The organism is Rhizobium sp. RCC_161_2 (assembly GCF_041355235.1).
Classification (GTDB): Bacteria; Pseudomonadota; Alphaproteobacteria; order Rhizobiales; family Rhizobiaceae; genus Rhizobium.
Genome location: NZ_JBFUPL010000003.1, coordinates 146,209 through 162,396 on the forward strand (window position 1 = coordinate 146,209; position 16,188 = coordinate 162,396).

Below are 16,188 nucleotides of genomic sequence, written 5' to 3' on the forward strand. Positions count from 1 at the left end.
TTGCCTGCCGGCTTCGGCCGTCGGGCGACACATGTGTTCCGACGTCAATTGTCCTTGGATACATCACTCAGCGGTTCACCGATCTCTATCGCGTGCCCATCGGGATCATAAAAGCGAAAGACCCTCTGCCCCCATTCCTGTTTTTCGACGGGGTGTATCAATTCCGCATGCGGTGCGATGTTTGCGAAAGCAGCGTCGACATCCTCATGTTCGAAATACAGAAGCAAGTTTCTTTGCCCGTAAGCCTCCACAGGGTCGGCATTCTGCCGCCAGATCGTCTTTTCAAGCGACCTTCCCTCATGGATCGCAAAGCCAGTTTCGAAAAGGACAAAATTTCCGAAGTCTTCCATGATCTTCAGGCCGAGCCGCTTGCTATAGAATTCCTTCGAATGGTCTATATCGCGAACAAACGGAATGGGATTCACAAAGCGCATCGCTTCTCACCGACAGAGTTTGAGAAAATAAGTTCACAAATGCTCGACAGAGACTCTCAGCCTTTATTGTGCAACAGCCGGGCTCTTCAGATAAGCAATGAGATTGTCGAGATCCTTGTCGCTCTTCAAACCCGGAAACGTCATCTTCGTGCCCTTGACCAGGAATTGCGGGCTGGGCAGATATTTCCTGAGCAGCGCCTCGTCCCAGACCTTGCCGTCCGCGCCGAATGCTTTCATCGCCGTCGAATAATTATAGTCCGGCACGGTGGCGACGGGACGACCCACCACGCCCATCAGCGATGGCCCGACATGGTTCTCATGCGCAGTTGCGGTGTGGCAGACGGCACATTTCTTGAAGACCGCCGCGCCGGCGACCGCGTCGCCATCGGCAAAGGCGGCCGAGCTCGATAGAAGAACGCTGGCCGCAGCCACAAGACAGAGCGATTTCATTGTTCCTCCCGACGCGGGATCCTGAGACGATCCCGTTGCCGCGACCATAGAGACTTTTGCGGTCTCTTGCCGGATGACGCAATACCGCGGGCGGCCCTATTCCTCCGCCATCGCCTCTTCCCAGTGACGACGGCAGAGCGAAACATATTTGTCGCTGCCGCCGATCTCGATCTGCGCGCCTTCGCGCGCCACCTTGCCGGCCGAATCCAGGCGCACCACCATCGTCGCCTTGCGCCCGCAATGGCAGATCGTCCGAACTTCCCGCAACTCGTCGGCAATGGTCAACAGCTCCTGCGAGCCCGGAAATAACTTGCCATGAAAATCCGTGCGTAGCCCGTAGGTCATGACAGGCAGATCAAGGCGATCGACGACATGGGCAAGCTGCCAGACCTGTTCATGCGACAGGAATTGCGCCTCATCGACGAAGACGCAGGCCAGAGGCTCATCGGCATGCATTTTATCGACCAAGGCATAGAGATCGTCGGCGGCATCGAACGGTATGGCATCCATCGTCAGACCAATACGCGACGCAATTTTGCCGCGACCGGCGCGATCGTCCAACGCAGCGATAAAGGCCGCGGTACGCATGCCGCGCTCCTGATAATTGTAAGCGGCCTGCAGCAACATGGTCGACTTGCCGGCATTCATCGTCGAATAATGGAAATAGAGCTTGGCCATGACGTTCTCCTTGATCGTTTCATGAGTGCTCCGTCACACGAAGGAAAGACGCATTTGGCGAAAACCACAGGATTTACCGTGGATTCACGCAATACGGGATCAGCCAGGTGACACTCGACCGGAAAAATACGGGGCGTCGCAATCAGCCCCTCCAAACCGGCGCAAATACGCGGAGATCGCTTGTAAATCTCGGTTATTGGTGGTTGCTTGGGAACGTTAGACTGGGAGTCACGTAATGATAAAAATGACACTTACCGCACTTGCCTTCGCTTCAACCCTTTCCGCGCTCACGCTGGGCGCAACCGCAGCCTCCGCCGCCGAACCGGCGAGCTGTAGCACCGTACACTTCGCCGATGTTGGCTGGACGGATATTACCTCCACCACGGCGACGGCCTCGATCCTCCTGAAGGCTCTCGGCTACGACACCGACGTCAAGGTACTCGCCGTGCCGGTGACCTATCAATCCTTGAAAAACAAGGACATCGACGTCTTCCTCGGCAACTGGATGCCCTCCATGGCCGAGAACATCAAGCCTTTCGCTGAAGACAAGTCGGTCGAAACCGTCGGTGCCAACCTGGAAGGCGCCAAGTACACGCTGGCGACCAACGCAAAGGGCGCCGAGCTCGGTATCAAGGACTTCAAGGATATCGCCGCCCACAAGGACGACTTGGACGGCAAGATCTATGGCATCGAGCCGGGCAATGACGGCAACCGCCTGATCATCGACATGGTCGACAAAAACACCTTCGGCCTCAAGGGCTTCGAAGTGGTCGAATCCTCCGAGCAGGGCATGCTTGCCCAGGTTTCCCGCGCCGACAAGGAAGGCAAGCCGATCATCTTCCTCGGCTGGGCCCCGCATCCGATGAACAGCAATTATAAGATGACCTATCTCTCCGGCGGCGACGACGTCTTCGGACCGAACTACGGCGGCGCGACGGTTTACACCAACGTCCGTGCCGGTTATCTGCATGAATGCCCGAATGTCGGCACCTTCGTCAAAAATCTCGTCTTCTCGTTGCCGATGGAAAACGAGATCATGGGCAAGATCCTGAACGACAGCAAGGAACCGGAAGTGGCTGCAACGGAATGGCTGAAGGCCAATCCGACGGCAATCACCCCCTGGCTCGCCGGCGTCACCACCAAGGATGGCGGTGACGGGCTTGCGGCAGTCAAGGCCAAGCTTGGCCTGTAACATCGAGGGGATAAGGGGCGGCTCAACCGCCCCTTTCTCTTCATGGACAGACTGCTTCCCTCCTATAGCGCCGAGCATCGGGTAGCGACCCATGTGGCGCCATAGGCCGTTATTCTCCGGCGGCCGTATCCGGAACGACCCAAGACGTCCGGAAACGCCGCCCCAAGAGTGGGCAAAGACGTGAACTGGTTAACCGATTATCGCATCCCCATCGGCCCCTGGGCCAAAGCCGTCGTCGACTGGCTGACGACCAATTTCATATGGTTTTTCGACGGCCTTTCCTTCGTCGCTTCGCACGGGATCAAAGGGCTGCTGTTCCTCTTGCAGGCGCCGCATCCCCTGATCGTCATCGTCGTTATCGCGGCCATCGCCTATTGGATGCGCCGGAGTGTCGCGGTCACCGCGCTCACCTTCATCGGCCTGCTCGTCACCGTCAACCAGGGCTATTGGAAGGAGACGACGGAAACGCTTGCCCTGGTGTTGGCTTCCACTTTCGTCTGTATGCTCGTCGGCGTCCCCCTCGGTATCGCCGCCGCTCGCCGCCCGTGGCTCTACGCCATCATGCGGCCGATCCTCGATCTGATGCAGACCATCCCGACCTTCGTCTATCTGGTGCCGGCGATGATCCTGCTCGGCCTTGGCATGGTGCCGGGCCTGATCGCCACCGTCGTCTTCGCCATTCCCGCATCGATCCGTATGACCCGCCTCGGCATCATCTCGACGCCACCCTCCCTCGTTGAAGCGGCCGAGGCCTTCGGCGCGACGCCGCAACAGGTGCTGCGTAAGGTCGAAGTACCCTTCGCCATGCCGCAGATCATGGCGGGCCTGACACAGACAATCATGCTGTCGCTCTCGATGGTGTCCATCGCCGCCCTCGTCGGCGCGCCTGGCCTCGGCGTGCCGGTGCTGCGCGCACTGAACAGCGTCAATGTCGCCAAGAGCTTCGACTCCGGCTCCTGCATCGTCATTCTCGCAATCATTCTCGACCGCATGTTCCGTGCACCCGGCGAAGGAGACCGCTCATGACCACTGCCGTCGCCTTCAATAATGTCAGCATCATCTTCGGCGACCGTCCCGAGGCCGCCCTCAAGCTTGCGGACGAAGGAAAAACCCGCGACGAGATCGGCAAGTCCACTGGCATGGTGCTCGGTGTCGCCAATGCCTCGCTTGAGATCGAGGAAGGCGAAATCCTCGTACTCATGGGCCTGTCCGGCTCCGGCAAGTCGACGCTGCTGCGCGCCGTCAATGGTCTCGCCCCGGTCGTGCGCGGCAATGTCGTCGTCAACACCAAGACCGGGCCGGTCAATCCCTATGACTGTAGTCCCAAGACGCTGCGCGACCTGCGCATGCACACCGTCTCCATGGTGTTCCAACAGTTCGCGCTGCTCCCCTGGCGCACCGTTGCCGACAATGTCGGCTTCGGCCTGGAGCTTGCCGGCGTGCCGGAGCCTGAGCGCAAGAAACGTGTCGATGAACAGCTGGAACTCGTCAACCTGACGCAATGGGCCAGCCGCCGCGTCAATGAGCTCTCCGGCGGCATGCAGCAGCGTGTCGGCCTCGCCCGCGCCTTTGCCACCGGCGCGCCGATCCTGCTCATGGACGAGCCATTCTCGGCGCTTGACCCGTTGATCCGCACCCGCCTGCAGGACGAGCTTCTGGAATTCCAGCGCCGCCTGAAGCGGACGATCCTCTTCGTCAGCCACGATCTCGACGAAGCCTTCCGCATCGGCAACCGCATCGCCATCATGGAGAGCGGCCACATCATCCAGTGCGGCACGCCACAGGAAATCGTCAGGAACCCCGCTGACCAGTATGTCGCCGACTTCGTGCAGCACATGAACCCCATCAGCATGCTGACGGCGCGCGATGTCATGCAGCAGGGCCTCAGCCATTCCGCCAATAGCGGCTCGGTCATCGCCACGACGACGGCCTCGACGCCGCTCGTCGACATCCTCGACGCGCTGACGCGCCAACCGGGCAACATCGGCGTCGTTGACAACGGCGTGATTATCGGGACGATTTCCGCCCAGGATGTCGTGGCTGGCCTCACCAGTCACCGGCGAAAGGAGTAGTCCGCCCGGACTGCTCTTTTATCCTGCGGGAGAGAAACGATGAGCGACAAGCCGTCCGTGCTGCGGGAAACCGACGACAAAGCGCGCGAGCAGGCGCGTATGCTGCTGCGCTCGGCCCGTTACGCGGCACTTGGCGTCATCGACCCCGAGACCGGCTTTCCCTCCGTCAGCCGCGTGCTGACCGGCACCGATATCGACGGCGTGCCGGTCATCCTCGTCTCCGGCCTTTCGGCCCATACCAAGGCGTTGTCGAAGGATCCCCGCGCCTCGGTTCTCTTCGGCGAGCCCGGCAAGGGCGACCCCCTCGCCCACCCGCGCCTCAGCGTTCAATGCAGCGCCGAACGTATCGATCGCGGGGATCCGCTGCATGAACGCATCCGTTCACGCTTTCTTGGCCACCATCCCAAGGCGAAGCTCTATGTCGATTTTCCGGATTTCGGCTTCTTCCGCCTTGTCCCGCTTACCGCCAGCCTCAATGGCGGCTTCGGCAAAGCCTATGTTTTGCCAGGCACCGACCTGATGATTCTTTCGGCGGCTAACGAGATGCTCGCGAAAGAGGCAGATGCGACAGTGCGAGAATTAGTAGCCCGCCGCCCAAAGTAGCCTTGGTCATCACGGGTGGGTCAGAGGGGAAAAATGAGTGGGTGGTAGCGGATTTACGGCCTGGATATGGCGGAAATCGACCTAATTTAGAGAAATGCGACACTCAAGTAGAAATACGTCCCACCCATATGGGCGGGGAGCCTCTTTATAAGATACATATCTAAAATAGCATACTCGATACCTTAAATTTAGGTATATACAATCTTTCACCCAACTTGGTATTATTAGCTATCGGGTTAGCTCCCCGGTTTGGAAATTTCGCAATTTCTGATGTACGCTCCGCATTAGGAAGATCAAGAGATGAAAACAAGAGATTTGGCTGACCACTCCAACGTGGCAGCAGCACTACTATCCGCAATGGCGAATCCCAAGCGCCTGATGATTCTTTGCAGTTTGGTCAAGGGTGAAGTCCCGGTCGGCGTATTGGCCAACCAAGTGGGACTTAGCCAATCTGCGCTTTCCCAGCACCTTTCGAAGCTCCGTGCCCAGAAGCTGGTAAAGACTCGCCGCGATGCTCAAACCATTTACTACTCCAGCACTTCGGAGTCGGTCATTCGGGTCCTGGAAACGCTGGAAGACATTTATTGTGAACCGGAAAAAAGTAGAACGGCTGCTTAAGAGCCAAAACAGGCTCTAGGACTGCCGGTGAGATTCTCAGGGGGACGGTACATTTCCATCCTTGAGATCAAGCTGTTTTCATGACCACACATATATATCTGATTTGGCTGGCAAATTTCCGAATTTGCCAGCTTTTTCGTGTTAAGCCCCCATATTGCATACGCGCGATACGCTTCTCGGCCCCGTCGCGTTCGCCAGCAGCTTCTTTCCGCGATTGGTACGATCTGATCTGATTTGCGCTTCGCAAACAAGACGAGACGAGACAGAACAGGACTAAAAACGAAACTCCCATATTTTACTCTTTATTCGGACAACTACCCTGTCTTCGCACGTCAGCTTCACCTTGACGCCAAGGGGGTCGCTGATAATTTGACCAGAGAGTAAAATAACCAAGCGACGCTACGCCGCGATCGGGAAATGGCCCCCGAATGGCCATGGAGAACAACATGTCCGACCGTCTGAACGCCGCCCCCAACGATCTCAGCGCCTTCTGGATGCCGTTTACGGCCAATCGCCAGTTCAAGAAGGAACCGCGCCTCTTCGTCGGCGCCAAGGACATGTATTACACCACCCATGATGGGCGGCAGGTTCTGGATGGAACGGCGGGGCTGTGGTGTGTGAATGCCGGACATTGCCGCCCGAAGATCACCGAAGCTATCAGCCGGCAGGCAGGCGAGCTCGACTATGCGCCGGCATTCCAGCTCGGCCATCCCAAAGCCTTCGAACTGGCCAACCGGCTGGTGGATATCGCGCCCGAGGGCATGAACCATGTCCTCTATACCAATTCCGGCTCTGAATCCGTCGAGACCGCACTAAAGGTGGCGCTTGCCTATCATCGTGTGAAAGGCAACGGCTCCCGCTTCCGCCTGATCGGCCGCGAGCGCGGCTATCACGGCGTCAATTTCGGTGGCATTTCCGTCGGCGGCATCGTCACCAACCGCAAGATGTTCGGCACGCTGCTGACCGGCGTCGACCACATGCCCCACACCCATGTTCCCGGCAAGAACGCCTTCACCCGCGGCGAGCCTGAGCATGGCGGCGATATCGCCTCCGAACTGGAGCGCATCGTCACGCTGCACGACGCCTCCACTATCGCCGCCGTCATTGTCGAGCCGGTCGCCGGCTCCACCGGCGTGCTGATTCCGCCGAAAGGTTACCTGCAGAAGCTGCGCGAAATCTGCACCAAGCACGGCATCCTGCTGATTTTCGACGAGGTCATCACCGGCTTCGGCCGCCTCGGCACGCCCTTCGCCGCCCAATATTATGACGTCACCCCCGACATCATCACCACGGCCAAGGGCCTAACCAACGGCGTCATCCCGATGGGCGCGGTCTTCGTCACCTCGGAAATCCATGACGCCTTCATGCAAGGACCCGAGCACATGATCGAGTTCTTCCATGGCTATACCTATTCCGGCAACCCGATCGCCGCAGCCGCGGCACTTGCCACGCTCGACACCTACAAGGACGAAGGCCTGCTCACCCGCGCCGCCGAGCTTTCGGACTATTGGGCCGACGCACTCCATTCCCTGAAGGACTGCCCCAACGTCATCGACATCCGAAACACCGGTCTGATCGGTGCCATCGAACTCGCCCCCATCGCCGGAGAGCCCACCAAGCGCGCCTTCACCGCATTCCTGAAAGCCTATGAAAAGGGCCTGCTGATCCGCACCACCGGCGACATCATCGCCCTCTCCCCTCCGCTGATCATCGAAAAACACCACATCGACGAACTCTTCGGAAAGCTCCGGGAGATCTTGCAGAATAATATCTGAAGCTTAGTCTTCAAGAAATCGGCGCCCCTCATATCCCCATTGTTGCAAATGCAGAATGGTCGGATATGAGGGGCGAACTTTATGCGAGGGATGAATATGTCGGAAAAACTCGAACGCTATATCGACCAGGGCGTCGGCCGGGAGCCGGCGGATATCGTGCTCAAAGGCGGGCGGTTCTTTGATCTGGTGACGGGCGAACTCGTCGCTTCCGACATCGCCATTTGCGGCGACCGGATCGTCGGCACCTGCGGCGATTATCAGGGCCGCGAGGAGATCGACATTTCCGGCCGGATCGTCGTCCCCGGTTTTATCGACACGCACCTGCATATCGAATCCTCGCTGGTGACGCCGCATGAGTTCGACCGTTGCGTCCTGCCCTATGGCGTGACGACCGTCATCTGCGATCCGCATGAGATCGCTAATGTCCTCGGCACGGAGGGCATCCAGTATTTCCTGGACAGCGCGCTCGAGACCATCATGGATATCCGCGTTCAGCTCTCCTCCTGCGTGCCGGCGACGCATCTGGAGACTTCCGGCGCCGATCTGCCCATCGAGAAGCTGCTGCCCTTCCGAGACCATCCCAAGGTCATCGGCCTTGCCGAGTTCATGAACTTCCCGGGCGTCGTCTATAAAGACCCCATCTGCATGGCCAAGCTCGACGCCTTCCAGGATGGCCATATCGACGGTCACGCGCCGCTGCTGCGCGGCAACAATCTCAACGGCTATCTCTCCGCCGGCATCCGCACCGAGCATGAATCGACCACCGCCGAAGAGGCCCTCGAAAAGATCCGCAAGGGCATGCACATTCTCGTCCGCGAAGGCTCGGTCTCCAAGGACCTGCATGCGCTGATGCCGATCCTGACCGAGCGCCTGTCGCCCTATCTGGCGCTGTGCACCGACGACCGAAATCCGCTCGACATCGCCGAGCAGGGCCATCTCGATTATATGATCCGCACCGCGATTGCCCATGGCGTCGAGCCGCTGGCGATCTATCGCGCCGCCTCGATCTCCGCCGCTCGCGCCTTCGGCCTGCGCGATCGCGGCCTGGTGGCGCCCGGCTGGCGCGCCGATCTGGTCATCATCGACAGCCTGGAGAGCTGCAAGGCAGAGACGGTGTTCTCAGCGGGCCGTCGTGTCACGACAGAGCTATTCGCCACCCGCAAGCCGGTCACCCCCGTCGGCCTCGACAGCGTGCGGGCGCGTCCGATCAATGCCGCCGATTTCGGTGTGCCGGTCGCAGAGGGCGAAAGCTCGGTCATCGGCGTCATCCCCGGCAAGATTATTACCGAACACCGCCGCTACCGCCTGCCTCTCAAAGGCAACCAGACCGACCTCGACCTCGGCAACGACATCATCAAGGTCGCCGTCATCGAGCGCCACGGCAAGAACGGCAACCATGCCAATGGTTTCGTTCAGGGCTTCGGCCTGAAGAAGGGTGCGATCGCCTCGACCGTCGGCCATGACAGCCACAATATCTGCGTCGTCGGCGTCAACGAGGACGACATGGCCCACGCCGCCAACCGCCTCAGCGAAATTAACGGCGGCTTCGTCGTCGTCGAAAATGGCGTCGTCACCGGCGAAATCGCTCTGCCCGTTGCCGGCCTGATGAGTCTGGAGCCCTATGAAAGCGTGCGCGACACGCTGCATCATCTGCGCCAGGCAGCCTATGCCCTCGGCGCGACGCTGGAAGAACCCTTCCTCCAGCTCGCCTTCCTGCCGCTGCCGGTCATCCCGCATCTGAAGATCTCGGACCGGGGTCTTGTGGATGTCGACAAATTCATGCTGATCGGCTGATCAATCGACCGGAGAGCTGCAACCGATATCAGGGCAGCTTTATTTCGAGCGTGATCATGTAATTGCTGTAATTCGGCACTGCCGGCGGATTGTCGAATGAATAGGAGGTCATCCGCGGCGGCGCCGATGGCGGCTTCACGTCCGGTCTCCAGGAGGCCTTGATCGTTATCTTGTCAGTAGCACGATAAGAGAAATCAACCTGGCGATCCTTGTTCGCTCCATCTCTGGAGCGTTTACCTGCCAAAGACCATTTGTCCCAGGAAGCGTCCAGACTCTCGATGGTCTGGGTGCCTTTGCGCTCATAGCCGCCGGCCAGCGAAGCGCTGCCGTCTTTGGCAGCCAGCGTATAAGCCTGACCTCGAACCTTGCCGTCAAAATCCGTCGTCACCGTCGCGCCGGCTTCCAGCGAGCGTTTACTGCCGTCGGCCAGGCGTGCATGGACGTCAAAAATGATCGTCTTGTTGCCGACATAGACGCCGCCGCTCGGATTAAGTCCATTCGTCCTGAAGCCGATGTCGCTTTTGGCCTTCGTGTCGAGAACGATGGGGCGTTCGGTCGTCGGAAAATACTTTCCGAGCAAATCCTGCTGCGGCTTGGTAGGGGCGACCGGCTTGCCCAGCGGATCGAATGCACCCATGACGGTGCAGCGACGGCCGCTGACCCAGCTGTTGACGGCAAAGATGACAGATCCATCGTTCACGATCCCGGCGACACCCTGATGCAGGCTGTTCTGGAGATTGTAGCGGCCGCAGCAGGAGAGCGAGTTATCGCTCGCCGCGTCAAAAGAACGACCGGAAAAAACCACGCCCGACGCCCTGTCACCGCCCAGAATCGGGCAACTGGAGAGCGGTATCAGATGGAAGCGATCCAAATCGGTTTGCGGCGTTTGGCCCACTGGCCTGGTAAGCGGTGCTAATCCCATATTTGACCTGCCATTTTTCAAGCTGTTGACGAAGGATGAAAATGGACATTCCTTGAATGTCCTACCGGTGATTGGGTCAATTGCAATACTGATGCGATCTGCGCGTGTCTTGGTGCACAAATTAGGGAGGCAGATTCATTTGTCCAGCCGGAAAAGTTTCCGCCAGCTAAAGTAGCGCTGAAATTTACAAGCAGAAACTTCGCGCTCACAGCGCGACGTCAAACGCCTGCGCGCTTGATCACTCTAACTTGCCGCAAAACACATCCAGCGCGGCCAGCTTTATCGCGTCGTTGTCATTGCCCGCCCCAAAACCCGGCATCGGTACAGCCCTCGCCACCGTCATCCCATCCGGCAGGGCGACCTTTGCGGGCTTGCGCGAGAGATTGAAGATGAAAAGCAGCGTCTCATCGCCCTTCCTGCGCGTGAAGGCGAGTACGTCTTCCTTGGTGTCGAGAAAGGTCATCTCGCCATCGAGCAGTGCCGGATGCTGCTTCCGGAAGGCCAGTGTCTGGCGATAGTGGTGCAGCACGGATTGCGGATCCGCCTCCTGCTTGTCGACGGCAAGTGCTGCGTGCTGATAGGGCACTGGCAGCCAGGATTTCTCCGCCGTGGTGAAGCCGGCATGCGCGCGGCTCGCCTCCCAGGGCATCGGCGTGCGGCACCCGTCGCGCCCCTTGAAGGCCGGCCAGAAGCGGATGCCATAGGGATCCCGCAGGTCCTCGAAGGCCAGTTCCGCCTCCGGCAGGCCAAGCTCCTCGCCCTGATAGAGGCAGATCGAGCCGCGCAGGGTCGACAGCAGCGAAATCGCCAGTTTGGCAACACGCGGCTGCTCTTCCGCCGTCAGCGCAAAGCGGCTGACATGACGCTGCACATCGTGGTTGGAAAAGGCCCAGCAGACCCAGCCGTCGGCGACATTGGCCTGGAAATCACCGACGCAGCGGCGGAAATGCGCCGGCGTGAAATCCGGCCCGAGCAGATCGAAGGTGTAGCACATATGCAGCTTATCGCCGCCGCTGGTATAGGCGGCCACCGTCTGCAGCGAGCGGGCGCCGTCGCCGACTTCGCCGACGGTCGCGCGGCCTTCATATTGATCGAGCAGCGCGCGGAACCGCTTGAGGAAGCCGATATTCTCCGGCTGCGTCTTGTCGTAGAGATGGTTCTGCATGCCATAGGGATTGCTCTCCGGCGCATCGAGACCGCCAATGGCCGTCAAAGCCGGTGGGTTGTCCCTCAGCTCCTTATCGCAGAAATAGTAATTGACCGTATCCAACCGGAAGCCATCGACGCCACGATCGAGCCAGAACCTGACCGTGGCGAGCAAGGCATCCTGGACTTCGCTATTGTGGAAATTCAGGTCCGGCTGCGAGGTCAGGAAGTTATGCTGGTAATATTGCCGGCGCACGCCGTCCCATTCCCAGCCCGGCCCGCCGAAGATCGACAGCCAGTTGTTCGGCGCCGTGCCGTCCGGCTTCGGATCGGCCCAGACATACCAGTCCGCCTTGGGATTGTCGCGGCTTGCCCGGCTCTCGACGAACCAGGGATGGCGGTCCGAGGTGTGCGAGATGACCTGATCGATAATGACCTTGAGACCGAGCGCATGCGCCGATGTCATCATCTCGTCGAAATCGGCGAGCGTCCCGAAGATCGGATCGACGTCGCAATAATCGGCGACGTCATAGCCCATGTCCGCCATCGGCGAGGTGAAGAACGGCGCCAGCCAGATGGCGTCGACACCGAGCGAGGCGATATGCGGCAAGCGGCGGGTGATGCCCTTGATATCGCCGAGCCCGTTGGCGTCGGTATCCTGAAACGATCGCGGATAGACCTGATAGATTACCGCGCCACGCCACCAATCGGCTGCCGCCACCTTGCTCGCTGATGTCATCAACAATCCGCCTCGATTTCATAAGGGTTCTTTCAAGTCGCACACTAAGCCAGAGGCGGCAAGCCGCCAATCGGAGAAGCTGTCACTCGAATTAAACGCGGAGGTTTTATGAGGCTGATTTCGCAAAACTCTCAAGGGTAGAAACTTCTCCGCCGCCAGTGACGATTTGTCAGGGGGGCTTGAAAGCGACGTCGCATCAGATAACTTGCGACATTGACCTGCACGTCCAGGTCATCTGCGGAACTAAAATAACCTTGAAAAAACAAGGTCCGTAACTCCAGAAAGGTGGGGATATACATGGCTTATTTCACCCGAAAATTCATCGCGTCGGCGTTCGTCGGCACCTTATTGAGCATTTCTGCACATGCGGCGACCCTCAATATCCACAACGGTGGCGACCCCACGTCGCTCGACCCACAGAAGATTTCCGGCGACTGGGAAAACCGCATCGACGGCGATATTTTCGAAGGCTTGGTGACCGAAGATCCCAAGGACAACCCCATTCCTGGGCAGGCTGCAAGCTGGACCATTTCCCCGGACCAGAAAGTCTATACCTTCAAGCTGCGTGACGGTATCAAATGGTCGGACGGCACACCGGTGACCGCCAGCGACTTCGTCTTCTCCTTCCAGCGCCTGATGGATCCCAAGACCGCCGCGCAATATGCTTACCTGCAATATACGATCCTGAACGCGGAAAAGATCAACAAGGGCGAGATCAAGGATCTCAGCCAGCTCGGCGTCAAGGCGATCGATGACAAGACTCTGGAAATCACGCTTGAAAACCCCACCCCCTACTTCCTCAACGCATTGATGCACTACACCGCCTATCCGGTGCCGAAGCATGTCGTGGAAGCCAAGGGCGACGAGTGGGTCAAGATCGGCAACATCGTCACCAACGGCCCCTACAAGCCCACGGAATGGGTGCCTGGTTCGCATGTCAGCATGGTCAAGAGCGACCAGTATTACGGCGCCAAGGACATCAAGATCGACAACGTCAACTACTATACGCTGGAAGATCAGGCTGCGGCGCTGAAGCGCTACCGCGCCGGCGAATTCGATATTCTGACCTCCTTCCCCGCCGACCAGTATGAGTGGATCCAGAAGAACCTTCCTGGTCAGGCACATGTCGTTCCGTTCCTCGGTACCTATTACTACGTCCTGAACTCCACCAAGCCGCCCTTCAACGACAAGCGCGTCCGCCAGGCCCTCTCCATGGCCGTCAACCGCGAAGTTATCGGCCCGAAGATCCTCGGTACCGGCGAACTGCCGTCCTATTCCTGGGTTCCGCCAGGCACTGCCAATTACGGCGAACCGGCCTATGTCAGCTGGAAGGACGAGCCCTATAAGCAGAAGGTCGAAGAGGCCAAGAAACTGCTCAAGGAAGCAGGCTTCGGCCCCGACCATCCGCTGAAGGCGCAGCTGCGCTACAACACCAACGACAACCACAAGCGTATCGCCGTGGCGATCGCCGCCATGTGGAAGCCGCTCGGCGTCGAAATCGAGCTCTACAACACCGAAACCAAGGTGCATTACGACGAGATGCAGCGCGGCGAAGTGCAGATCGGCCGTGCCGGCTGGCTCGCCGACTACAACGACCCGATCAACTTCCTCAACCTGCTGTCGACCGGCGTCGAGATGAACTACGGCCGCTGGAGCAATAAGGATTACGATGCGCTGATCAAGCAGGGCAACGAAGAGATCGATCTGAAGAAGCGCGCCGAGATCTACAAGAAAGCCGAACAGCTGGCGCTCGACGACAGCGCGGCGATCCCGATCTACTATTATGTTTCGCAGAATATTGTTGCACCGAAGGTCGAGGGCTTCGTGGACAATATTCAGGACATTCACCGTACCCGCTGGCTGTCCATCAAACAATAATAGGAAAAGGCCCTGCCCGCTCTTGCCGGGCGGGGCCTCAACGCACCCATGTTCCGTTACGCTCTCCGTCGTCTGCTGTCGACAATCCCCGTCTTGTGGATTGCCGTGACAGTGTGCTTTTTCATTTTGCGCCTCGCTCCTGGCGGCCCTTTCGATGGCGAACGGCCATTGCCGCCGGAAGTCAAAGCCAACCTCGCGGCCCACTACAATCTCGATAAGCCGCTGGTCGAGCAATATCTGATCTATGTCGGCGATGTGCTGAAGGGCGACCTTGGCCCCTCCTTCGCCAACCAGGATTTCACTGTCACCCAGCAAATCATGTCCGGCTTTCCCTACACGCTGACCATCGGCGGCGCGGCCTTCGTGCTCGCCACGGTCATCGGCGTTTTCGTCGGCTGTCTTGGGGCGCTGTATCAGAACCGCAGCGCCGATTACTGGCTGGGCGGAGGCCTACTTCTCGGCCTCGTCATGCCGAGCTTCCTGATTGCCCCGATCCTTCAGCTCATCTTCGGCAACACGCTTGGCTGGCTGCCGGTCGGCGGCTGGGGCGACGGCTCGATCCGGTTCCTGGTCCTGCCCATCATCGTTCTGACCCTGCCACACGCGGCGCGCATCTCACGCCTGATGCGCGGCTCGATGATCGAGGTAATGGGCCAGAACTTCATCCGCACAGCCAAGGCCAAGGGCATCGGCCCGCGGCTGACAGTGATGCGTCACGCACTGAAGCCGGCGATGATGCCCGTCGTTTCCTATCTCGGGCCGGCGGCAAGCTATCTGCTCACCGGTTCGCTGGTGGTGGAAAGCATCTTCGGCCTTCCCGGCATCGGCCGCTACTTCGTCGGTGCGGCGCTCAATCGCGATTACGGCATGGTCCTCGGCACGGTCATTTTCTACATGGTCCTGATCGTGGTCCTCAACCTCATCGTTGATATCGCCTACGCCTGGCTCGACCCGAAAGTGAGAATGCGATGATCCTCAATTCCGCCAAACGAGAACTACTGGAAGCGGAGTTGCTTGCAGCCGAGGGGCTCGCGCCGAAAGGACGTTCCCTCTCGGGCGATGCGATGCGCCGCCTGCTGCGCAACAAGGCGGCAGCACTTTCCCTTGTTGTGCTGGCACTGCTGGTGCTCATCGCCATCGTCGGCCCGAGCTTGCTTCCCTTCAACTACGAGGATCCGGATTGGACCTCCTTCCGCGGCGCACCGGACTTTGCCGCCGGCCATTACTTTGGCACTGACGGTAACGGCCGTGATCTTCTAGCGCGCACGCTCTACGGCACGCGTGTTTCACTGACCGTCGCGCTCGTCGCCACCCTGGTCTCGGTCGTCATCGGCGTGCTCTACGGCGCCGTCTCGGGCTATTTCGGCGGCCGTGTCGACGCCATCATGATGCGCTTCGTCGATATCATGTACGCGCTGCCCTACGTGCTCTTCGTCATCCTGCTGATGGTGATCTTCGGCCGCAACGTCTACCTGCTGTTCGCGGCGATCGGCGCGCTTGAATGGCTGACCATGGCCCGCATCGTGCGCGGCCAGACGCTGTCCATTAAACAGCGGGAATTCATCGAGGCGGCGCGGGCCTCCGGCCAGCGTCCGTTCAAGATCATCCTCAAGCATATCGTTCCGAACCTCGTCGGGCCGGTCGTCATCTATGCAACGCTCACCATTCCCGAGATCATCGCCACGGAAAGCTTCCTGTCCTATCTCGGCTTCGGTGTGCAGGAACCCTTGACCTCGCTCGGCACATTGATCGCCGAGGGGTCGGCCGGCATGGAGACCACGCCCTGGTTGCTGTTCTTCCCCGCCGGCTTCCTCGTTGCCCTGCTGATGAGCTTGCTCTTCATCGGCGATGGCCTGCGCGACGCTTTCGATCCGAAGGATCGCTGAC

Annotated in this window: 14 protein-coding genes and 1 pseudogene; 10 read left to right on the forward strand and 5 right to left on the reverse strand. The window is 59.3% G+C overall.

Going from position 1 to position 16,188, the window contains the following annotated elements; genetic code table 11:
• Nucleotides 1-44: 44 nt before the first annotated feature.
• From AB6803_RS08530 to AB6803_RS08540, 3 genes are all read right to left on the reverse strand, one after another.
• Entirely contained in the window at nucleotides 45-434 is a 390-nt protein-coding gene (locus tag AB6803_RS08530; RefSeq protein ID WP_371108472.1) for a VOC family protein, read from the reverse strand.
• 63 nt (nucleotides 435-497) lie between these two features.
• Complete coding sequence (locus AB6803_RS08535; RefSeq protein WP_371108473.1) at nucleotides 498-884, reverse strand: cytochrome c family protein; 387 nt, start codon at nucleotides 882-884, stop codon at nucleotides 498-500.
• A gap of 96 nt (nucleotides 885-980) precedes the next feature.
• A complete protein-coding gene (locus AB6803_RS08540) occupies nucleotides 981-1,562 on the reverse strand; it encodes a thymidine kinase (protein WP_371108474.1) in 582 nt (193 codons plus the stop codon).
• Between the two features lie 235 nt (nucleotides 1,563-1,797).
• On the opposite strand from AB6803_RS08540, the gene AB6803_RS08545 reads away from it, so the two are divergent.
• From AB6803_RS08545 to ade, 7 genes and pseudogenes are all read left to right on the forward strand, one after another.
• A complete protein-coding gene (locus tag AB6803_RS08545) occupies nucleotides 1,798-2,754 on the forward strand; it encodes a choline ABC transporter substrate-binding protein (RefSeq protein ID WP_371108475.1) in 957 nt (318 codons plus the stop codon).
• 180 nt (nucleotides 2,755-2,934) lie between these two features.
• Nucleotides 2,935-3,780, forward strand: a complete 846-nt coding sequence (gene choW, locus AB6803_RS08550) for a choline ABC transporter permease subunit (protein ID WP_371108476.1) — start codon at nucleotides 2,935-2,937, stop codon at nucleotides 3,778-3,780.
• A complete protein-coding gene (gene choV / locus AB6803_RS08555) occupies nucleotides 3,777-4,826 on the forward strand; it encodes a choline ABC transporter ATP-binding protein (protein WP_371108477.1) in 1,050 nt (349 codons plus the stop codon). The genes choW and choV overlap by 4 nt, the downstream gene beginning before the upstream one ends.
• A 39-nt stretch (nucleotides 4,827-4,865) precedes the next feature.
• Nucleotides 4,866-5,423, forward strand: a pseudogene (locus tag AB6803_RS08560) (HugZ family protein); the annotation flags it as partial.
• A 306-nt stretch (nucleotides 5,424-5,729) separates the two neighbouring features.
• Nucleotides 5,730-6,047 carry an ArsR/SmtB family transcription factor gene (locus AB6803_RS08565; protein WP_371108478.1) on the forward strand — a complete coding sequence of 106 codons (318 nt, stop codon included), beginning with the start codon at nucleotides 5,730-5,732 and terminating at the stop codon, nucleotides 6,045-6,047.
• 446 nt (nucleotides 6,048-6,493) lie between these two features.
• Nucleotides 6,494-7,822: an aspartate aminotransferase family protein gene (locus tag AB6803_RS08570; RefSeq protein WP_371108479.1), complete on the forward strand. Its 1,329-nt coding sequence runs from the start codon at nucleotides 6,494-6,496 to the stop codon at nucleotides 7,820-7,822.
• 96 nt (nucleotides 7,823-7,918) lie between these two features.
• Nucleotides 7,919-9,616, forward strand: a complete 1,698-nt coding sequence (gene ade, locus AB6803_RS08575; protein WP_371108480.1) for an adenine deaminase — start codon at nucleotides 7,919-7,921, stop codon at nucleotides 9,614-9,616.
• A 28-nt stretch (nucleotides 9,617-9,644) separates the two neighbouring features.
• Here the strand turns inward: ade and AB6803_RS08580 are convergent, their stop codons facing one another.
• Nucleotides 9,645-10,538 (reverse strand): hypothetical protein, encoded by an 894-nt coding sequence (locus tag AB6803_RS08580; protein ID WP_371108481.1) that lies wholly within the window; start codon nucleotides 10,536-10,538, stop codon nucleotides 9,645-9,647.
• Between the two features lie 238 nt (nucleotides 10,539-10,776).
• The gene (locus AB6803_RS08585) at nucleotides 10,777-12,423 is read right to left on the reverse strand and encodes an alpha-glucosidase family protein (RefSeq protein WP_371108482.1); all 1,647 of its coding nucleotides are present in this window, start codon (nucleotides 12,421-12,423) and stop codon (nucleotides 10,777-10,779) included.
• Between the two features lie 297 nt (nucleotides 12,424-12,720).
• On the opposite strand from AB6803_RS08585, the gene AB6803_RS08590 reads away from it, so the two are divergent.
• The 3 genes from AB6803_RS08590 to AB6803_RS08600 are packed head-to-tail and all read left to right on the forward strand — an operon-like array spanning nucleotide 12,721 to nucleotide 16,187.
• Nucleotides 12,721-14,301 (forward strand): peptide ABC transporter substrate-binding protein, encoded by a 1,581-nt coding sequence (locus AB6803_RS08590; RefSeq protein WP_371108483.1) that lies wholly within the window; start codon nucleotides 12,721-12,723, stop codon nucleotides 14,299-14,301.
• A gap of 48 nt (nucleotides 14,302-14,349) precedes the next feature.
• Nucleotides 14,350-15,273 carry an ABC transporter permease subunit gene (locus AB6803_RS08595; RefSeq protein WP_007692419.1) on the forward strand — a complete coding sequence of 308 codons (924 nt, stop codon included), beginning with the start codon at nucleotides 14,350-14,352 and terminating at the stop codon, nucleotides 15,271-15,273.
• Nucleotides 15,270-16,187 carry an ABC transporter permease gene (locus AB6803_RS08600; protein WP_371108484.1) on the forward strand — a complete coding sequence of 306 codons (918 nt, stop codon included), beginning with the start codon at nucleotides 15,270-15,272 and terminating at the stop codon, nucleotides 16,185-16,187. Before AB6803_RS08595 ends, AB6803_RS08600 begins: the two co-directional genes overlap by 4 nt.
• Nucleotide 16,188 lies beyond the last annotated feature (1 nt).